Source organism: Alphaproteobacteria bacterium (genome assembly GCA_016699305.1).
In the GTDB taxonomy this organism is placed as follows: domain Bacteria; phylum Pseudomonadota; class Alphaproteobacteria.
Window position 1 is genome coordinate 1,044,224 of record CP064970.1, and the last position, 18,123, is coordinate 1,062,346.

An 18,123-nucleotide genomic window follows, 5' to 3' on the forward strand; every position below is an offset into this window, starting at 1 on the left:
CCGATCTTTTGGTCGCAATATACGGTAAACAACATCTTTATTAAGGTTCAATTCTTGCCCCTGAATTAACGCAAAGGTAAGGAAGTATGCGGCAATATCCCCTTGGGTAAGTGCGTCCTTTTGGTGAAACGGGCGGCGCTTGCCGCGTGGGGAAAACGTTTCGTTTCAAGCGATTGGGCGGGGATGACCGAGGGCACCAAAACACAGCTGAACAAACCATGGTTGCTTGCGACTACGGCGCTGTGCAGCCTCGTGGTGTTTGCGGCGCAGGCGGCAACCCCCGCACCCAGAACGCTGCCGCAAGGCGGATCAGTCGTCGCCGGAAACGCAGGCATCAGCACGTCCGGCGCAAACATGACCGTGAACCAGAGCAGCAGCTCGGCGGTTATCAACTGGAACAAGTTCGACGTTGGGTCACAGGCGAAGGTGCAGTTTAATCAGCCTGACGCGTCCTCGCGCACGCTGAACCGTGTTTTGTCGAGCGACCCGTCACAGATTTACGGGCAAGTGACGGCGAACGGTCAGCTTTATTTTGTGAACCCCAACGGCGTGATCGTCGGGCAGGGGGCAAGGATCGAGGCGGGCTCCATCACCGCGACCACGATGGACATCGGCAACGATGCCTTCATGGCGGGAGCGAATAGCTTCAGCCGAGGCTCGGCCACAGGCGAGATCGTCAACCAAGGAACGCTTGCCGCCGCGCCTAAAGGTTATGTCGCGCTGATCGGCGCAAAGGTTACAAACAAAGGCACCATCACCGCCCCGCAAGGCCAAGTGGCTATGGCGGCAGGGGACAAGGTCACCTTGCCCGTCACAGGCAGCGGCCTGATCGGCATCGAAGTTGATGCGGCCTCTGTTCAAACGGCTATCACGAATGAAGGCACGATCACCGCGCCTGATGGCAGTGTCTATATCAAAGCCGAAACCGCCAGCAGCCTTGGTGCGCAGATTGTCAACAAGGGCACGATCACGGCCAAGAATGTGGCCATGCAATCGGCCAGTGGCAGCGTGACAACCTCGGCGGCCAGCGTAATCGCTGCTGATAATGTAACCGCGCGCGCTAAAGTCTTGGATATTGATGGCTCTGTTCGGACCTTTGGCGATACGGCGCAAATTGGGCTTTATGCTGGGTATCTGAGCCTGCGCGGAAGTCTAGAGGCTCAAAACGCAAACGGAACCGGCGGCGCGATTGAAGCCGTCGGCACGCAAGAAACCAACCTGTTTGGTGCAAAGCTGACCGCCAGCGGCATGAATGGCGGCGGGACGATCAAGATCGGCGGAGATGCGCAGGGCAGCGGCACGTTGCAACGTTCGGCGCAGACGACGGTTGATAAAGCGACAACACTCAAAGCCAGCGCATTGGCGACAGGCGATGGCGGGACGGTGATTGTCTGGTCGGACGGTAAGACCAGCTTCGCCGGTTCGATCGAAGCCACGTCCGCAACTGGTAAAGGCGGCAACGCCGAAGTGTCCGGTAAGGTGAAGCTCAGCTATCAAGGCTATGCCGACCTGCGGGGCGCGAGCGGGACGGCGGGCACATTGCTGCTCGATCCAACAGACTTTACGGTCGCGGCCTCAGGCGGTGACATGACCGGCGCGGCGTTGTCGGCGCAGCTCGAAGGCGCGAACGTGACGTTGCTTTCCAGTAATGGCAGCAGCGGTACAGCAGGAAATATCAATATCAACGACACGGTATCGTGGAGCTCTGCGTTCGGCCTTACGCTTAGCGCGGCTGCGGACATCAATATCAATGCCGCGATTACGACAAGCACAGGCTTGTTGACGCTGACAACGGGCAGCGCAAGCTATAGTACTTATGTAAATGCAAACGTCACAGCGAACAGAATCGTATCGACCTATGACACGATTCTGGTTAAGGCTGAAACAGCAACAGTCGAATTAACGGGCAGTAGTCCAGCTTTGACGATCGCGGGAACCAGCTATACGTTGATCAACAATCTCTCTAGCTGCAACTCAATGACATTGTCAGGAGCTTATGCTCTCAACGCCAATATCGGAACAGCAACGGTTCCGATTGGATCCAGCGCAACGCCTTTTACCGGAAAGATCAATGGCCTTGGCCACACGGTTACAGTCAACATAACGGCCAGCGGCGATAATACAGGTTTGTTTGGATATGCTTCGCTTGCCTCGATCAAGAATATAGGTGTGAGCGGCAGCGTGTCGGCGACAACGACAAGTTACACGGGTGCTCTTGTCGGGTATAGTGTGAATAGTACGATTTTGAACAGCTGGTCGACGGCAACCGTTCACGGGCAGAATTACGTTGGCGGGCTTGTCGGCCAGAACACGGCCAATACCAGTAAAACCGCGTCAATCATCATGAGCTATGCCAAGGGCGCGGTGACGTCAGAAACGGGCAGCTATTATGTTGGCGGGTTGGTCGGCGAAAATCTGGGAACAGCCAGCGGCAGCAGTGCTGTTGTAACATCAAGCTACGCCATCGGAGCCGTCACGGGCACAAACTATGTAGGCGGCTTGATCGGTTATAATTACAGCAATACCAGTGGTACGGCACCAATTACATCCAGCTATGCGACAGGGAATGTTACTGCTGACTATTATGCCGGTGGTCTTATCGGCTATAACTATGGGCAGTCCAGCGGTAACGCTTCGATCAATTCCAGCTATGCGACAGGGGCGGTCGGCAGTGCCGCAGCGCAATATGCCGGCGGTCTTATCGGGTGGAATAATACAAACAACGGTACGGCTTCGATCGAGCTTAGCTATGCGACGGGCGCGGTGCAGGGGGCGTATTATCTTGGCGGTCTTGTCGGGTATAATTATGGGAATAGCAGCGGTACGGCTTCGATCGCGAATAGCTATGCAACGGGTTCCGTCACAGGCGATGCTGGCGGACAGGCAACAGGCGGTCTTGTCGGCTGGAATAAAATCAACAGCGGTACTGCGCCGATAACGGCCAGTTATGCCGTCGGCGCGGTTAGTGGCGGGACCTATGTAGGCGGATTGACGGGCTTGAATAGTGGCACGGTGACCAGCAGCTATTGGGACACGCAAACAACAGGACAGGCGACAAGCACAAGCGGTACAGGCATGACAACGGCCCAGCTTAAGTCAGCTTTGCCGTCGGGATTTAGTGCGGCCGTTTGGCGTATATCCGCCGGAACATCCTATCCTGACTTGTTGTGGAAAGGGATTCCGCAACAAGTGATTTCCGGTACGATCGGCAGCGTGCTTGCAGGGCAAACGATCCAGCTTGTCCTGAATGGTGCGGTTCTGGGGTCGGCACTAACAAACGCAAGCGGCGCGTTTACAATTAGCGTCAGTTCGGGCGCGGTTGGAGCCGGATCGTCCGTATTGCTCTATGCCGATAACAGCAGCTTTACTGGAACATATGTGGGTGTCGGGACAGGCGGCGATATGACGGGGCTGGCGCTTGGTTCAGGCGGGGTGAAGGTGACGGGCGCTGCGGCGACGGCGCTGGACGTGACGGCTTTGATGAAAAGCGCGGTTGGCGGTTTGACGGATAGTGATATTCTTTATACGACGGCAAGCTCCAGTGTCACGGTTGGTGGCAACTTGGCGGTGACGGCATTTGGCGTGGTCAGCCAGACAGATGCCTTGATTGTATCGGGAACGACCAGCGTTTCCGCGACGGGCTCTGCTCTGGCTTTCACGAACGCGGCGAACAGTCTGACCGGAACGGTAAGCGTTGCGGCAGCACAGTCTATTTCGATCACGAACAATCGCGCGACCTCTTTGGGCGCAATAACGGCCAGCGGCGATATCCTTGTTCGCGCGAACGGATCGATTGCGATCGAGAGTGGATCGGTTCTGACGTCGAGTGCTGGCGGAATTGATCTTGTGGCTTCCGGCGATCATTTCATAAATAACGGAACAGGTGCGGCGTTGTCCGCAGCGACAAGCTGGCATATCTATACGGCAAGCCCGACGGGCAATACGCTTGATGGTTTGAGTTATAATTACAGTCAATATGGCGCTTCTTATGGCGACACGTTGCTTGGAACCGGAAACGGTCTGATTTATGCGTCCAGTTTGGCCACAACGCAGGTTAGTGTAACGGGGGCAATAAGCAAGGTTTATGACGCGGCGGACACTGCGACAGTCGGGCTTGCAGACGTTGCTCTGACGACGACGGGGTTGAGCGGGGCGACTTATACTTACTCGGTTGGCGCGGCCTCGTATGACAGCAAAAATGTAGGAACGGGCAAAACGGTTACAGCGGCGGTTACGCTGACGGGAATTACAGAGGCGACCGGACAGGCCGTGTACGGATTTACATCCAGCCTGTCAGGTAGTGGCGCGGTTGGTGAGATCACAGCCAAAACCCTGACTGTGACTGGCACAACGGTTTCTGGCAAGGTATATAACGGCGACACGGTGGCGACGGTGAATGTCGGCAGTGCGGCGCTGGCTGGGGTTGTCGGCGTGGATGCGGTGAGCCTCGGGACGGGCAGTGCGGTTGGGGCGTTTGCGGATAAGAATGTTGGAACGGGCAAGAGCGTCACAGCTAGCGGGTTCACCATCACGGGCACGGATGCGGGGAACTATACGCTGGCCCAGCCGACGGGGCTGAGCGCGGACGTCACAGCGAAGACAATCACCGTAACGGGCGTGATGGCTGCTACAAAAACCTATGACACGACCGCGGCGGCGAGCCTGAATGTGGGAAGCGCGACCTTATCCGGCGTCTATGGGAGCGATGTTGTGGGGCTGGATGCGTCTGGTGCGAGTGGGGTGTTTGCGGATAAAAATGTAGGCACAGGAAAAGGCGTTACAGTTACGGCTTTGGCTTTGAATGGGGCGGATGCCGGCAATTATGTGTTGACGCAGCCCACCGGCGTTCAAGGCACGATTAACAAAGCAAACCTAACGGTCACGGGCGTAACGGCAGGCGACAAAGTCTATGACGGATCCTTGGCAACCAGCGTGGATGCGACGGGGGCCGTCTTGTCAGGTGTTTTGGGCACGGACGCGGTTTCCTTGATTACGATCGGCGCAAGCGCGGCGTTTGCCGATAAGAATGCGGGAACGAACAAGAGCGTCAATGTCTATGGCCTGGCGTTAACGGGCGTAGATGCCGCGAATTACGATGTCGCGACCATCGGCGTTGTTGCAGATATTTCGCGTAAGGACCTAACCTATCAAGTGGCGAATGCCACGACGAATAAGGGTCAGATTCAGCTGGGGGCCGTCACCTTTTCCGGGTTGGTTGGGGGAGACTCGGTTGGTGCTGTTAGTGAACTGGTCGATGCAGGTGGAAATGTTGTTTCGGTCAGCGCGTCTATACCGGCTGGGACCTATACGCAACGCGTGGCTTCGCTGACGGGGGGGCATGCTGCAAATTACCATTTGCAACAGACCGGAAGCACGTTTGGAACGCTTGTTGTTGGTCATGCCGTACATTCGGTCTCAGACGAAAAGCTCAACATGATGAATCTTTTGGGCATGTGGTATGATAAAGAACGTAAAACACAAGAGAAACCGTATGACCTGCAAGGCTTGCAGGTGCAGGAGTTCTTGTTGGAAAAAGGGCGGCAGATAGAGCTGATCCGTATCCCAAACGGGCCTAAAGGAAAGAAAATTAGAATCCAAAAGCTCGCGCAAAACACTTCCAGCCGAGCGTCTGCTCAATAATAAAAGTACCGATTTTTATACTTCGCAGATTCAACTAGCCAGCGCATAAAAGTGGGAGCGTAAAGCTGATAACCTCTTGGCAAGCAAGAGGTTAAGCATGGCAAACTATCGAAGGCTGACGGCGGAAGACCGATGTCAGATATACGCCCTGAACAAGCAGGGCAGCACGCAGCAACAGATTGCCGACCATCTGGGCGTCAGCCAGAGCGCGGTCAGCCGAGAACTCGAGCGGAACAGCGGAGGCCGAGGCTATCGGTTCAAGCAAGCGCAAGAAAAAGCTTCGGCGCGGCAGGCGGTGCGGTCCAGGCCGCGCAAGCTGACGAAGGGCTTGCGGCGGCGGATCGAGACCAAGCTGCGTACGGCCCGTTGGTCGCCGGAACAGGTCAGCGGCTGGCTCGCCGAACAAGGCGTATCGCTCAGCCATGAACGCATCTATCAGATGATCTGGCAGGACAAGCGCGAGGGCGGCGAGCTCTGGAAGACCCTGAGGCGGCGCGGCAAGCGGTATAACAAACGCGCGGGAAAGACGGCAGGAAGAGGTCTGATTCCCAATAGAATCGACATATCAGAGCGTCCCACCGTGGTGGAGCACAAGAGCCGCGTGGGCGATTGGGAAGGCGATACGGTCGTGAGCGCGGGCCACAAAGGCGGCCTTCTGACACTTGTCGAGCGCAAAACGAAGCTGACAAAAATCGCCAAACTGCCACGCGCCACAGCAGTGGCCACACGCAAGGCAACCGTGCGCAAGCTCGCCGCCATCAGCGAGCGCGTCCACACGATCACTTTCGACAACGGCAAAGAGTTTGCCGATCACCAGAACATGGCTTCTGCCTTGGGCGCGGACATCTTCTTTGCCAAGCCCTATCACGCTTGGGAACGCGGTCTGAATGAGAACACCAACGGCCTGATCCGCGACTTCTTCCCAAAGGGTACGGACTTCTCTACAATCACCTCCGCCGAGGTTGCCAAGGTCGAACGTCTCCTTAACGATCGCCCGCGCAAGTCTCTCGGTTTCAAGTCACCAAAAGAGGTTTTTCTAGCCGCCGCGGCCCCGTAGAATTTTATGCGCTGGCTAGTTGAATCTGCGCTTTGTTAAGTGTGCGCGCTCCAGATTTACGCGAAAAATTCAGCCCTTCACAAAGACCCAAGGAGAAAGCCCATGGTGCGTTTCGCCGGAATTTTGAAAAAGGTTATGCCGCTTGCTTTGATCGGCGCGATGGCCTTGGCTTCGGCGGCGCAGGCCAGCGAAGTGGACGGTTTCCGCTCGGCGCGTTTTGGGCAAAAGGAAAAAGAAGTGATCGCTGCGGCGGCCAAGGATCTGGGCGTGAAGGCCGATGCGATCAAGACAACGAAGGACGATTCTCTGAAAGTCACAGTTCTCTCCGCCAAGCTGCCGCGCTTCGCACCGGTTGAAACAGCCGCGACGGTTAATTATGTGATGGGCTATCAATGCAACTGTCTGATGCAGGTCAGCGTGTCGTGGGATCTTCCCGAAGGCAAGGATGTCGAATCCCGCAAAACCGCGATGCGCGGCGTTGGCGCGTTGGTTGGCAAGTTCCAAGCGCAGAAGTGGGGCAAGGATGAAACGGTTGTGAACCGTCTGCCCGGCGAAGCGAAGGAAGGCGAAGAAAGCACGATCATCTTCTTTCGTGGCCAGAACAAGGACGGCGGCGCGATCACGCTCGCGGGCGCTCCGGTCAAGATGGAAAAGGGCAAGGCAGGCGAAGGCTTGGTTGCCAATATCGACAACATCAAGGGCGTTTCGTTGATCTATGAAAAGGACGTCGCGAAGCCCGACATTTACCGCGTGGATGTCAGCGGCTTCTAATCTGTTGACGTAAAAACCATCGTGAACGATCGCTGTGAAAAGCCGTATCGACCTAGGTTGCGTTAGCTCCGTTTGCTTTTTACATGGGCACTATTGAGCCAATAGCGGGTGGATTTGCGTTCGCCGGTCCGGATAAGTACCCCTTTTTCGACAAGGTCGCGCAAGTCGCGAGTCACAGTCGCACGCGGTGCACCCGTGATTGTAATGTAGTTTTCGGCGCTCAAACCACCCTTGAACCCTTCGATGCCTTCGCGGAAAATGCGGGCGAGGGCTTTTTCCTGCCTTATGTTCAACGCGCCGCGCACCTTATCATAAAGCTTGGTTTTTTCGATTAGGAAATCGACCGTAGCTTGCGTATAGGCCTGTGCCGTTAGGATCGTTTTGGAAAAATAGGCTAGCCAATCGTCGATTTGGTTGTCTTTGTTGTTGCGTTCTAATGCATCGTAATAGGCTTTTTTGCGCTGCTGGATGGTATGCGAAAGCGCGATCAGCGAAGGCTGCCCCAAAGATTGAGCCAAGGCTTTTTCAGCCAAGCCCCGCGCGATCCGACCATTGCCGTCTTCAAACGGATGGATGCAGACGAAATAAAGGTGCGCGATGCCGGCGCGTGTTAAGGCAGACAGCGGCATGGCCCCGCCGGGCGCGGTCTTGTTGAACCAAGAGATGAAGCGCGTCATCTCCCGCGTCATGGCTTTGGACGGAGGGGCTTCAAAATGAATCTTTGGTTTATAGATCGCACCGGAAACGACCTGCATGGGCTCTTGATGCGTGCGGTAACGTCCGATGTCTTTCAAATTGGTTCGCCCCGACATGATCCTTGTATGCCAGTCAAAGAGCGTTTCATGCGTCAGGGGATCGGCAAAATGACGATAGAGGTCGATCATCATATCGGCGATGCCGCGCTCGGCTGGCGGGATTTTCCCTTTGTCCGAATCCAACCCGAAATGCCGCCGAATGGACGAATGCAGGCTCGCCCGGTCGAGAATCTCGCCTTCGATCTCCGAGGTCTTATAGGCCTCGTCACTCATTAAATCGACCGTCAGGACGGTCTTGTCCGCGTCGCCGATATGTTTATAACTGCCTTGCAGGATGCCGGATTGACGCAAGAAGGCCCCTTCCGCTTCCTCAAGCGAGGCTTTGTCGTAGGAGAATTTGGGCCAGTCTTCTTGTTGCCAATTCCAGATCATGAGTTATAAATCCCGTTATTATAGCTCACAATATAGCTTAAATGTGAGCTATAAGTCCAGTTCTTTATGCCTCACGAAAACCCCCTTGAAGCCATCTTAAAAGAGAAAAAGGGTTTCAAACTGGCAGTATGGATCAAAAACTTATTTGTATATAGATCAGTGGGTTAGAAAATATAGAACAAAACAAAATCGTTTATAATAGACCTGTTGCGAAAGTCGGTTAATTTTGGGCACAAAGGAATGGCCGATCCCGATGGACAGGGGATCAGAACCCTGAGATGAGATTGACGATACCCGCTATGGCGGAGAACTTGGCGGCGTAGGTCGCTTTGGAATAGCGGAAGCGCTCGGCGAAGAGCCGGAAGGACTTGATTTTGGCGAAGACGTGCTCGACGCGCACGCGAAAACGGCTCAACGCGTGATTGTAGGCGCGTTCGTCTTTCGTCAGTTTGTGCTTTTTCGTTTTCTTGTAGGGGATATCGACGTCGGGATGATCGCTTTGGATGCCTTGATAGCCGCTGTCGGCGTAAAGGTGAGAACCTTTTGGCAAGGGCGGGCCTCGCCGTCGGAGGGCAAGATCGTGCACGCGTCCGGGCGCAGGTTTTGACACGCTGACGATTTTCCCTTGCGCCGTGATGACAGCTTCGGTCTTGATCGTGTGACGCTTCTTTTTGCCCGAGTACCAGCCGCGCTGCTTGCGGCGCGGACGCTGGATCGGTTGCTCCGTGGCATCGACGATCAAAGCCTCGGCTTCCTCGCGGGCCACGCGGATGGACCGCTTCACGCCAAAAACTGCGGCCACAATCGGCTCGATCCGATGCAAGGCGCGGCTGATCGCCGCTTTGTCCACGCCGTACAAAAGGCCCAGAAAATCCTGCGTGATCGCGCAACGGTACAGGATCAAAAGCACCAGCAGATGGTCTTCCAACCCGCCGATGCCCCATGGGCGGCCCGTACGGTTCTTCGGCTCAACGACGCGCCGCTGCCAGCGGGTGCGAAGACGCTCGACCATCTCCAGAAAAAGCGAGGCCTCAACGCCCGTCAGCCGCTGAAATTGCCTCTTGCGCAAAAGCGCAGCACATCTAAACTTCGTCATCGGAGAGGCCTCCAACGCCTCTCCAACCTTGAATCATAAGGCTGTTAACAAAGATTCAACGCTGACTTTCGCAACAGCTCTAATCAATAAGATAATGTGGAGCAAGTTCGCTGCCAAGTATCATCCTCTCCGCCACGCCTATCCAAAATGGATAGGCCGTTTCTGGAACGCGATTGTTCCAACCAATTCAGAAATCTTCATATATTTCAACGGCAACTGGATCAGAGATTTTGAAACGCATTCTGCATCGCGCACATTTTCCGTGAACCCAGCGTGAACAGAGAGCAGAGATTCTCTACAGCAACTGGACTTTCAAAGAAAAGTCCAGTTGCATATCCGCCAAGCACTTACAGCGTTTTTCGTGAAAATAAATGGTAGGGGGATGAGATTCGAACATAAAGCATTCAAGTGCGTAGTTTGCACCGAAGTCCACGGATTTTCACTGGGGAAGATCGCTGACGACACCGAATTGCTCAAAACTGCAGGCCCATTTGAAAGAAGAATCAAAACGCCACTCCGTAAATTTGGGTTTTGTGGATAGTATTGACTGTTTCACTGTATTCGGATACAGTCAGAACACGTTTAATGAACCACAGAAGAGAAAGCTGTGCTCTATAAAGTTTTGTACTCACGCCGCCGTATTCTGCGAGCAATCCCCTTTTTGCTGGCCATGCCCATCGTCTTCAAGCTGTCAAAAGCTGTAGCCTCGGAAGACGAAATGGAGCCATTCAAAAAAATCGAAAAGGCTCTTGGAGGACGGATTGGGATAGCTGCCGTCGATACCGCCAACGGTCAGCGTATTGGCTATCGGGCCGATGAACGTTTTCCCTTGTGCAGCACATTCAAACTCTTATTGGTTGGCGCAGTATTAGCGCGAATTGATTCCGGCACAGAAACCCTCGACCGCATGGTCACCTATACACAGAGCGATATATTAGACTACGCTCCTATCACCAAAACGCATTTATCCGAAGGACAGATGTCCATAAATGAACTTTGCCAAGCCGCAATCTGTTATAGCGATAATACTGCAGGAAATTTGCTTTTGCAGAGCGTAGGCGGAACGCAAGCACTCAATCGCTACATCCGCAGTTTGGGAGATAGAATAACGCGCATAGACCGCGCGGAACCATCTATTAATGAGGCGGCCCCAGGAGATATCCGTGATACGACGAGTCCGTTAGCCATGCTCCAAGACATGGAAACCTTGCTTCTAAAGGATGCACTATCTCAATCGTCCCGAATGCTACTGGTAAATTGGCTGATCGGAAATACAACTGGGGATGCTCGTTTGCGTGCTGGTACTCCTTCGGCGTGGAAGATTGGCGACAAAACAGGGACAGGCGATCATGGCACGACAAACGATATCGCTGTATTGTGGCCTTCGAACCGGGATCCTCTGTTGATTGCTGCCTACACAACGGAATCCAATTCTTCTGCTGAGGAGCGTAATGCTGCGTTGGCTCAAATGGGGCAACTTGCGATCACGTTGTTGCCTGGCGCCTGATACGAGTATCCATTCTCAAAAATACTGTTAAGTTCGAGGACGCTATGCATAAATTCATTAAATCAAGGGATTGTAAAACCGCACGAGAGTGATTATTCTTTTTTTTATCAATAGGATAACAAGGAGCACGTTCTCCTCCAGTAACGTCCGAACCGCCACCCATCCAAAATGGAGGGGTGTAAGGCATGTTATCACAGCAATTTCAACAAGTTATAAGTGATTGGAAATTCTGAACCAATAAGGACATTTATCCGAATTGGATTGGATAAAAATTCCTCGAGTCTGGTTCGAAAAATATGGTTGTTAACGGTTAGAGATGCGAAAACTCTCTACGGAACCCTACTTTTCAGTAGAGAGAAGTAGGAGCAACTTCGTTAGACACCCGCTTAGGCGAATGTCTTGGTCCCCCAGAACAGGATGGTGTTGTGTGATTTACCACTTGTTTACCCCCCCCCCCCCATTAAGTATGGTTAACGGGGACGATTCGGCACGTCCCATCAAAAAAACGTTCACGGGCGGTGGAACCTATGTTCAATAACTTCGGTATCGGAAAGCGTATCGGTTTCTACATCATTGCATTGATAGTGGTTGCCTCGGGACTGTTTACTGCCAGCAATATAGTTATTCAGGCAAGACTAAAAGAATCGTCTATTCACGAAACGCTCGATAAAAACTTGACGGCTATTGAGATCGCCCTTGACGCAGAGGCAGTACGCGCTGAATCAATGGCCGCAATCGTTGCCGCTTCCCCTCTGGCGATAGAGGCCATGAAACTGTCGGATAGGGAAAAGCTATATGCAGCCTTCGGGCCTGTATGGAGCAAGACAGAAAAGCCCCTATCGCTTGAAGTGATACATTTTCATAAACCTCCGGCCACTTCCTTTTTGCGTGTGAATAAAAAGGACAAGTTTGGCGATGATCTTTCTTCTTTTCGCTCCACCGTTGTTGAAACGAATGCAAGCAAGAAAGCCATCAAGGGATTAGAAAACGGTGTTTCAGGCCTCGGCATTCGTGGAATCGAGCCAATCGCGGATGGTCAAGAGCATCTTGGATCCGTCGAGTTTGGCGTTTCTTTCGGATCAAGCTTTTTTGAAAAAATCAAAGCGACCTATGGGTGCGATGTTACGTTTTATCTTCAAAACAAGAAAGACAACACGATTAAATCGTTCGCTTCCACGCTTAAGGGGCAAGGCCTTGCAAGTTCGCAGGATATAAGCGAGGCCATGACAGGCAAGCGTCTTTATTCCACAACTTCTTTGGAAGGGACCGCTGTTGCGGTGCTTGTTGCGCCGATAAAGGACTATGCCGGAAAGGCCATCGGTGCAATTGAGATTGTTCAGGATATCGGCACGTTTGAGTCCGCTTTCCGCGAAACCATTTACATATCTCTATTTATCAGCATTCTTTTCTTCTTGGCCTCTTTTGCCATGATTGCAGTTATCAACCGTTCGATCGTTAAGCCGATCACCAGCATCACGAATGTCATGAATTGTCTGGCCCAGAACGATCTGTCTGTGACCATTCCCTCGATAAAAAGAAAAGATGAAATCGGGCATCTGGTGCAAGCGGCGGAGCGATTTAAAGAGAGCGTGATAAAAGGAAAGCAACTCGCAGAGGAACAAAAAGCAGAACAGTATAAACAGGGTGCCCGCGCCCAGAAGCTGGAAGAAGAAGTAAAAGCCTTCCAAAAATCCGTATCGTTGATTGTGTCCGGTGTGGCCTCTGCCGCCGACCAGCTCCACACCACGTCAGAAACCTTGTCGAAGAATGCCACAAATACAAGCGAGCAAGCGACCTCCGTAGCGGCGGGCGCGGAGCAGGCAAGCGCAAACGTTCAGACGGTAGCTTCATCGGCAGAGGAATTGACGGCATCGATAAGTGAAGTCAGCAATCACGTAACCGTTGTTCTAAAGGAGGCGGATAAAGCTGTCCAGCAAGCCAACCAAACCAACGAAACAGTAAAAAACCTTTCTCAGGAAGCGGAGAAAATCGGTTCCGTCATCGAACTTGTGCAACAAATAGCAAGCCAAACAAATCTGTTGGCCTTAAACGCCACAATTGAAGCCGCACGTGCCGGTGAAGCAGGCAAGGGTTTTGCCGTTGTTGCTTCGGAAGTCAAAAATCTTGCAAATCAGACAGCCAAGGCGACCGAGGAGATTTCTCTTCAAGTGGCAAACATTCAACAAATAACGAACGGCACAAGCAAAGACATTGACCAGATAAGCAAGGTCATTTCCAACATAAATGAGTATATGGTTAGCTCGTCCTCTGCAGTTGAGGAACAGCGCGCTGCAACTCAAGAAATCTCGCGCAGCATAAATGAGGCATCACACGGCACTCAAGACGTTTCCTCAAGTATCGTGAAAATTACGCAAGCTTCATCGGAGACGGGAACCCTAGCCCAAGAAACTTTAAATGCCGCTAAAAATCTGGCAACACAGTCAGGTGATTTGAAGCAAGAGGTGGAGGCCTTTATTTCGCGCATCCAATCAATCTGAGGGTCGTGAAACCATAATATGGCGCACAAAGAGGTTGCGAAAAGATGTCGATGGATTCCTGCCTAATCTTTATGAAGGGGTTATAAAACTGGGAGTCGACACGTTAAAATTAACCATCAACGGCTTGCGGAAGAAAATAAAGCTGCTTACAATCAACGAGTTAATTTGGAGCATGTTCGCTGCCACGTAACGTCCGCTCCGCCACCCATCCAAATTGGATGGGTGAAGGTCAAATTATACTAGCAATTTCAACAAGTTATAAGTGATTGAAAATTCTGCCTCAATGAGGACATTTATCCGAATTGGATTGGATAAAAATTCCTCGAGTCGGGTTCGATAAGTATGGTTATTAACGGTCAGAGATGCGAAAACTCTCTACGGAACCCGACTTTTCAGTAGAGAGAAGTTCGAACAATTTCGAAACTCAAGCGCTCGGTCAGCAGTCGTTGTGGAGCATGGTGCGTTCTAGAGTAAACAGAGACGTGTGGGCCATGCATCGTGGCTGGATCGTTCTTGGACGTGATGCGATTAGCAGTCATGGCTCTGGCACATCTGCAGAAAGACAGTAAAAGAATCCAACATCAACGACATTGCCATTCACATGATCCGGCGCTATGGTAGTGAGTGGTTACTATCTTATGGGGATCAAAAGTGAAAACTCGAACGGAACACCTTTCTGCAGATAAGCGAAAAGATGCTACGATTCAGGCTGTTTTGACTTTGGCAGGCTCCCAGAATCCCAGCGAAATTACTACAGCGGCGATAGCCGAGCATATGAATGTGACGCAAGGGGCTCTTTTTCGCCACTTCCCGAACAAAGAGGCTATTTGGGAGACGGTGCTGCATTGGGCCGCAAAAAAACTAATCAACTGCATAGACAAAGCGACTATCGAGGATTGCTCTTTTTTGAAAGCGCTGGAGGTTTTGTTTATGAGCCATGTCAAGTTTGCGATGGAACACCCCGGTGTGCCGCGCATGATGTTTGGCGAACTACAACGTGCCGGATCGACACCTGCTAAATGCGTTGTGCAGAAACTTATCGAGCATTATCGTCATCGGGTTCAGGATATCCTTAAGAAGGGAAAAAAAGCAGGTGAAATCGACTCGACCCTAGATGTAGAGGCGGCTTCGATCCTGTTTATAGGTACGATACAAGGCTTGGTCATGCAGTCGCTCATTGCGGGAGACGTATCACAGATGCAGCGCGAAGCGACAAAAGTTTTCAAGATTTATCGACGCGGAATCAGTAGAGGGATGTCATGAAACAGCTTGGTTTTCAGCGCCGCGTGTTTTTTGTAGGTGGCGTGCTTGGCCTACTGCTTATTCTGTTTGTGTACGTTGGCGTGCGCTCTGGGCCTTTAGCTCCTGTTGATGTAACAAGCACGACGGTTAAATCACAAAGAATATCCCCTGCAATCTTTGGTATTGGTATTGTTGAGGCGCGTTATACTTATAAAATTGGTCCAACGTCTTCTGGACGGATCAAAACCCTAGATGTTCATGTCGGTGATTTCGTCAAAGCAGGCCAAATTGTTGGCGAAATGGATCCGATTGATCTTGATGACAAGATCAGAGCTTTAGACTCTGCTCGTAAGAAAGCCGAGGCGTTAAGAAATGAAGCCGAAGTTCGTCGCGCTTATGCACAAACCCAAGAACAGCGCTATATGAAACTGTCGGCTTCTCGTGCAACAAGTGACGAGACGTATGTTACAAAAAAGCAAGAGTTACAAATAGCAGAGGCAGCTTTTGTTGCCGCAAACGAAGAACTTGGTCGTACGTATGCGGAGCATGACGCGCTTCTTGCCCAACGCAATAATCTCAAACTCGTTTCCCCTGCAGATGGAATAGTTGCCCTTCGTGATGCCGATCCGGGGACAACTATTGTCGCGGGACAGCCTATTATTGAGATTATTGATCCGCAAACCTTATGGATTAACACCCGCCTTGACCAGACGAACACACAAAATTTAACGGAAGGGTTGCCTGCCGATATTGTCTTGCGTTCTCGAAAAGAACGCCCGCTGAAGGGCCGCGTTTATCGCGTTGAACCGAAGGCGGACTCGGTAACAGAAGAAACCATAGCCAAAATTGTTTTTCAGGAGATTCCTTCTCCTTTACCACCGACAGGAGAACTTGCGGAAATCACCATTCAATTGCCTGCGCTGGATACTCTACCAGTCATTCCGAATGCGGCCATTCACCGCGACGAGGGAAAGACGGGCGTTTGGACGTTACAGCAAGGCCGATTGTCTTTTGTTGTTGTTAAACTGGGAGAGTCCGATCTTGATGGAAACGTTCAAGTGAAGGAGGGAATTAAGGAGGGGGAAGAAATCGCCGTATATAGCGAGAAGCCTTTGTCCCAGCGCCATAGCATTCGCATCGTTCAAGAAATTCCTACGGTTCGAAAATGATAAGCCTTGCCGGACGGGATATTCTTCATTCGTGGGGTAAGTTTGTTTTTACCGGTATTGGCCTGGGCTTGTTGATTGGCGTTACGCTGACTATGGCTGGTGTCTATCGCGGCATGGTTGATGACGGGAAGGCTCTTCTCAATAATAGCGGCGCTGATATGTGGGTCGTGCAAAGGGGCACGCTTGGACCGTATGCCGAGGCCTCTAATCTAAACGACGATGTTTATCGCACTTTGAGGGCTATGAAGGGCGTTTCTGAGGCTGCGAATGTTACTTATCTGACGATGCAAGTGCGAAAAGGCGCAAGGGATGTTCGCGCCATGGTCGTTGGAATTGCGACAGGCCATCCAAATGGCACGCTCGGATGGCCCCCTTATCTTGTGTCGGGAAGACAAATAACAAGAGGACATTATGAAGCCGTTGCCGATATTGCCACGGGCTTTAATCTTGGGGATCAGATTTCTATACGAAGAAACACCTATCAGGTTGTTGGGCTAACGAGGCGGATGGTCTCTTCAAGCGGCGACCCCATGATTTTTGTTCCCCTGAAAGATGCCCAAGAGGCGCAGTTTCTCAAAGACAACGACGCCATCTGGCAAGGACGTCGCCGCACAGAGAACAATCCCTCTTTTAATCGTCCGAATGTTCCCGATCTGCTCGACGCCGTGATCGCCTCGCAAAGCACAAACACCTTTGTCAATGCCGTGCTGATAACCGTTAAACAAGGCTACGAGCATCGCGACGTTGCGGAAGCCATTCGCCGTTGGAAACGCTTGACGGTCTATACGAAAGCAGAGATGGAAGAGATTCTTGTTGGAAAACTTATTGCAACATCAGCCAAACAAATTGCAATGTTTCTTGTTATTCTTGCCGTTGTCAGCGCCGCGATTGTCGCCTTTATTATTTATACACTGACGATGGACAAGATTCGAGAAATTGCAGTTCTTAAGCTCATAGGCACGCGCAACAGAACCATCGCGGCGATGATTCTTCAACAGGCCCTCGCCTTGGGAATAATCGGGTTCGTCGTCGGGAAAATATCGGCAACCTATGCCGCCCCCTATTTTCCAAAATATATCTTGTTGGTGCCCATGGATTCCATCGCGGGGTTCTTCGCTGTTATGACTATATGTGTGCTGGCAAGTACGGTGGCGATACGCATAGCCCTTAAAGTTGATCCTGCCGAAGCGATAGGAGGCTAGGATCATGAGAACGGGAATCCATATCCAAGGGCTTAAAAAGTGTTATGGACAAGGCGAAACGGCAGTTGACGCCCTAAAAGGGATAGATATGGAGGTGTCTTCAGGCGAAGTGGTTGGCTTGATTGGCCCCTCTGGTTCAGGAAAAAGCACGCTCCTAAAATGTCTGGGCGCTGTCATCGATCCAACGGCAGGTCGCATGACGTTAGGTGATGAGGTTATTTATAATGATGGATGGAATGTTAAAGACCTGCGTGCGTTGAGGCGAGATAAGATCGGTTTTGTCTTTCAAGCTCCCTATCTTATTCCTTTTCTGGATGTAACGGACAATGTTGCCTTGTTGCCCATGTTGGCTGGTGTTCCAAACAAAGAGGCCCGACGGCAGGCTCTGGACTTGCTTGTTGCACTCGACATTCAACACAGGGCGAAGGCCATGCCTTCCCAATTATCTGGGGGAGAACAGCAGCGTGTTGCCATTGCTCGCGGACTAGTCAATCATCCCCCCGTCATTTTGGCTGATGAGCCTACAGCCCCTTTGGATTCTGAGCGAGCTATGACCGTAATTCGCATCTTAAACGACATGGCGCGCCAATTTGATACAGCGGTCATCGTCGTGACACATGACGAGAAAATAATCCCGACTTTCAAGCGCATCTATCGTATACGCGATGGCGCAACAGTTGAGGAGGTTGGCGAAGGAAAAAGCTCGGCTCTCTTGCCGCCCTCAACCCTTTTAAACCCAAACCAATGAGGAGAA

At 52.0% G+C, this 18,123-nt stretch carries 11 protein-coding genes; 9 read left to right on the top strand and 2 right to left on the bottom strand.

The annotated features are described in order from the left end of the window. Positions 1-183: 183 nt before the first annotated feature. The 3 genes from IPI58_04905 to IPI58_04915 all read left to right on the top strand — a co-directional run bounded on the left by IPI58_04905 (position 184) and on the right by IPI58_04915 (position 7,468). A complete protein-coding gene (locus IPI58_04905) occupies positions 184-5,640 on the top strand; it encodes a filamentous hemagglutinin N-terminal domain-containing protein (protein QQR68205.1) in 5,457 nt (1,818 codons plus the stop codon). 97 nt (positions 5,641-5,737) lie between these two features. After that, entirely contained in the window at positions 5,738-6,697 is a 960-nt protein-coding gene (locus tag IPI58_04910) for an IS30 family transposase (protein ID QQR68206.1), read from the top strand. A 102-nt stretch (positions 6,698-6,799) separates the two neighbouring features. Beyond that, positions 6,800-7,468: a hypothetical protein gene (locus IPI58_04915; protein ID QQR68207.1), complete on the top strand. Its 669-nt coding sequence runs from the start codon at positions 6,800-6,802 to the stop codon at positions 7,466-7,468. Positions 7,469-7,530: 62 nt separating this feature from the next. Here IPI58_04915 and IPI58_04920 read toward each other — a convergent pair whose 3' ends face one another. Together IPI58_04920 and IPI58_04925 are read right to left on the bottom strand one after the other, a co-directional pair. Continuing rightward, positions 7,531-8,655, bottom strand: a complete 1,125-nt coding sequence (locus IPI58_04920) for a Fic family protein (GenBank protein QQR68208.1) — start codon at positions 8,653-8,655, stop codon at positions 7,531-7,533. Between the two features lie 265 nt (positions 8,656-8,920). Then, positions 8,921-9,724: a transposase gene (locus IPI58_04925; protein ID QQR68209.1), complete on the bottom strand. Its 804-nt coding sequence runs from the start codon at positions 9,722-9,724 to the stop codon at positions 8,921-8,923. Between the two features lie 697 nt (positions 9,725-10,421). Here IPI58_04925 and bla point away from each other — a divergent pair. The 6 genes from bla to IPI58_04955 all read left to right on the top strand — a co-directional run bounded on the left by bla (position 10,422) and on the right by IPI58_04955 (position 18,117). Then, positions 10,422-11,258 carry a class A beta-lactamase gene (gene bla, locus IPI58_04930; protein QQR70047.1) on the top strand — a complete coding sequence of 279 codons (837 nt, stop codon included), beginning with the start codon at positions 10,422-10,424 and terminating at the stop codon, positions 11,256-11,258. A 527-nt stretch (positions 11,259-11,785) separates the two neighbouring features. Next, the gene (locus IPI58_04935) at positions 11,786-13,756 is read left to right on the top strand and encodes a methyl-accepting chemotaxis protein (GenBank protein ID QQR68210.1); all 1,971 of its coding nucleotides are present in this window, start codon (positions 11,786-11,788) and stop codon (positions 13,754-13,756) included. Positions 13,757-14,407: 651 nt separating this feature from the next. Beyond that, positions 14,408-15,019, top strand: a complete 612-nt coding sequence (locus IPI58_04940; GenBank protein ID QQR68211.1) for a TetR/AcrR family transcriptional regulator — start codon at positions 14,408-14,410, stop codon at positions 15,017-15,019. Next, the gene (locus IPI58_04945) at positions 15,016-16,167 is read left to right on the top strand and encodes an efflux RND transporter periplasmic adaptor subunit (GenBank protein ID QQR68212.1); all 1,152 of its coding nucleotides are present in this window, start codon (positions 15,016-15,018) and stop codon (positions 16,165-16,167) included. The genes IPI58_04940 and IPI58_04945 overlap by 4 nt, the downstream gene beginning before the upstream one ends. Further along, positions 16,164-17,369, top strand: a complete 1,206-nt coding sequence (locus tag IPI58_04950) for an ABC transporter permease (GenBank protein ID QQR68213.1) — start codon at positions 16,164-16,166, stop codon at positions 17,367-17,369. Before IPI58_04945 ends, IPI58_04950 begins: the two co-directional genes overlap by 4 nt. A gap of 1 nt (position 17,370) precedes the next feature. Continuing rightward, entirely contained in the window at positions 17,371-18,117 is a 747-nt protein-coding gene (locus IPI58_04955) for an ABC transporter ATP-binding protein (GenBank protein ID QQR70048.1), read from the top strand. Positions 18,118-18,123 lie beyond the last annotated feature (6 nt).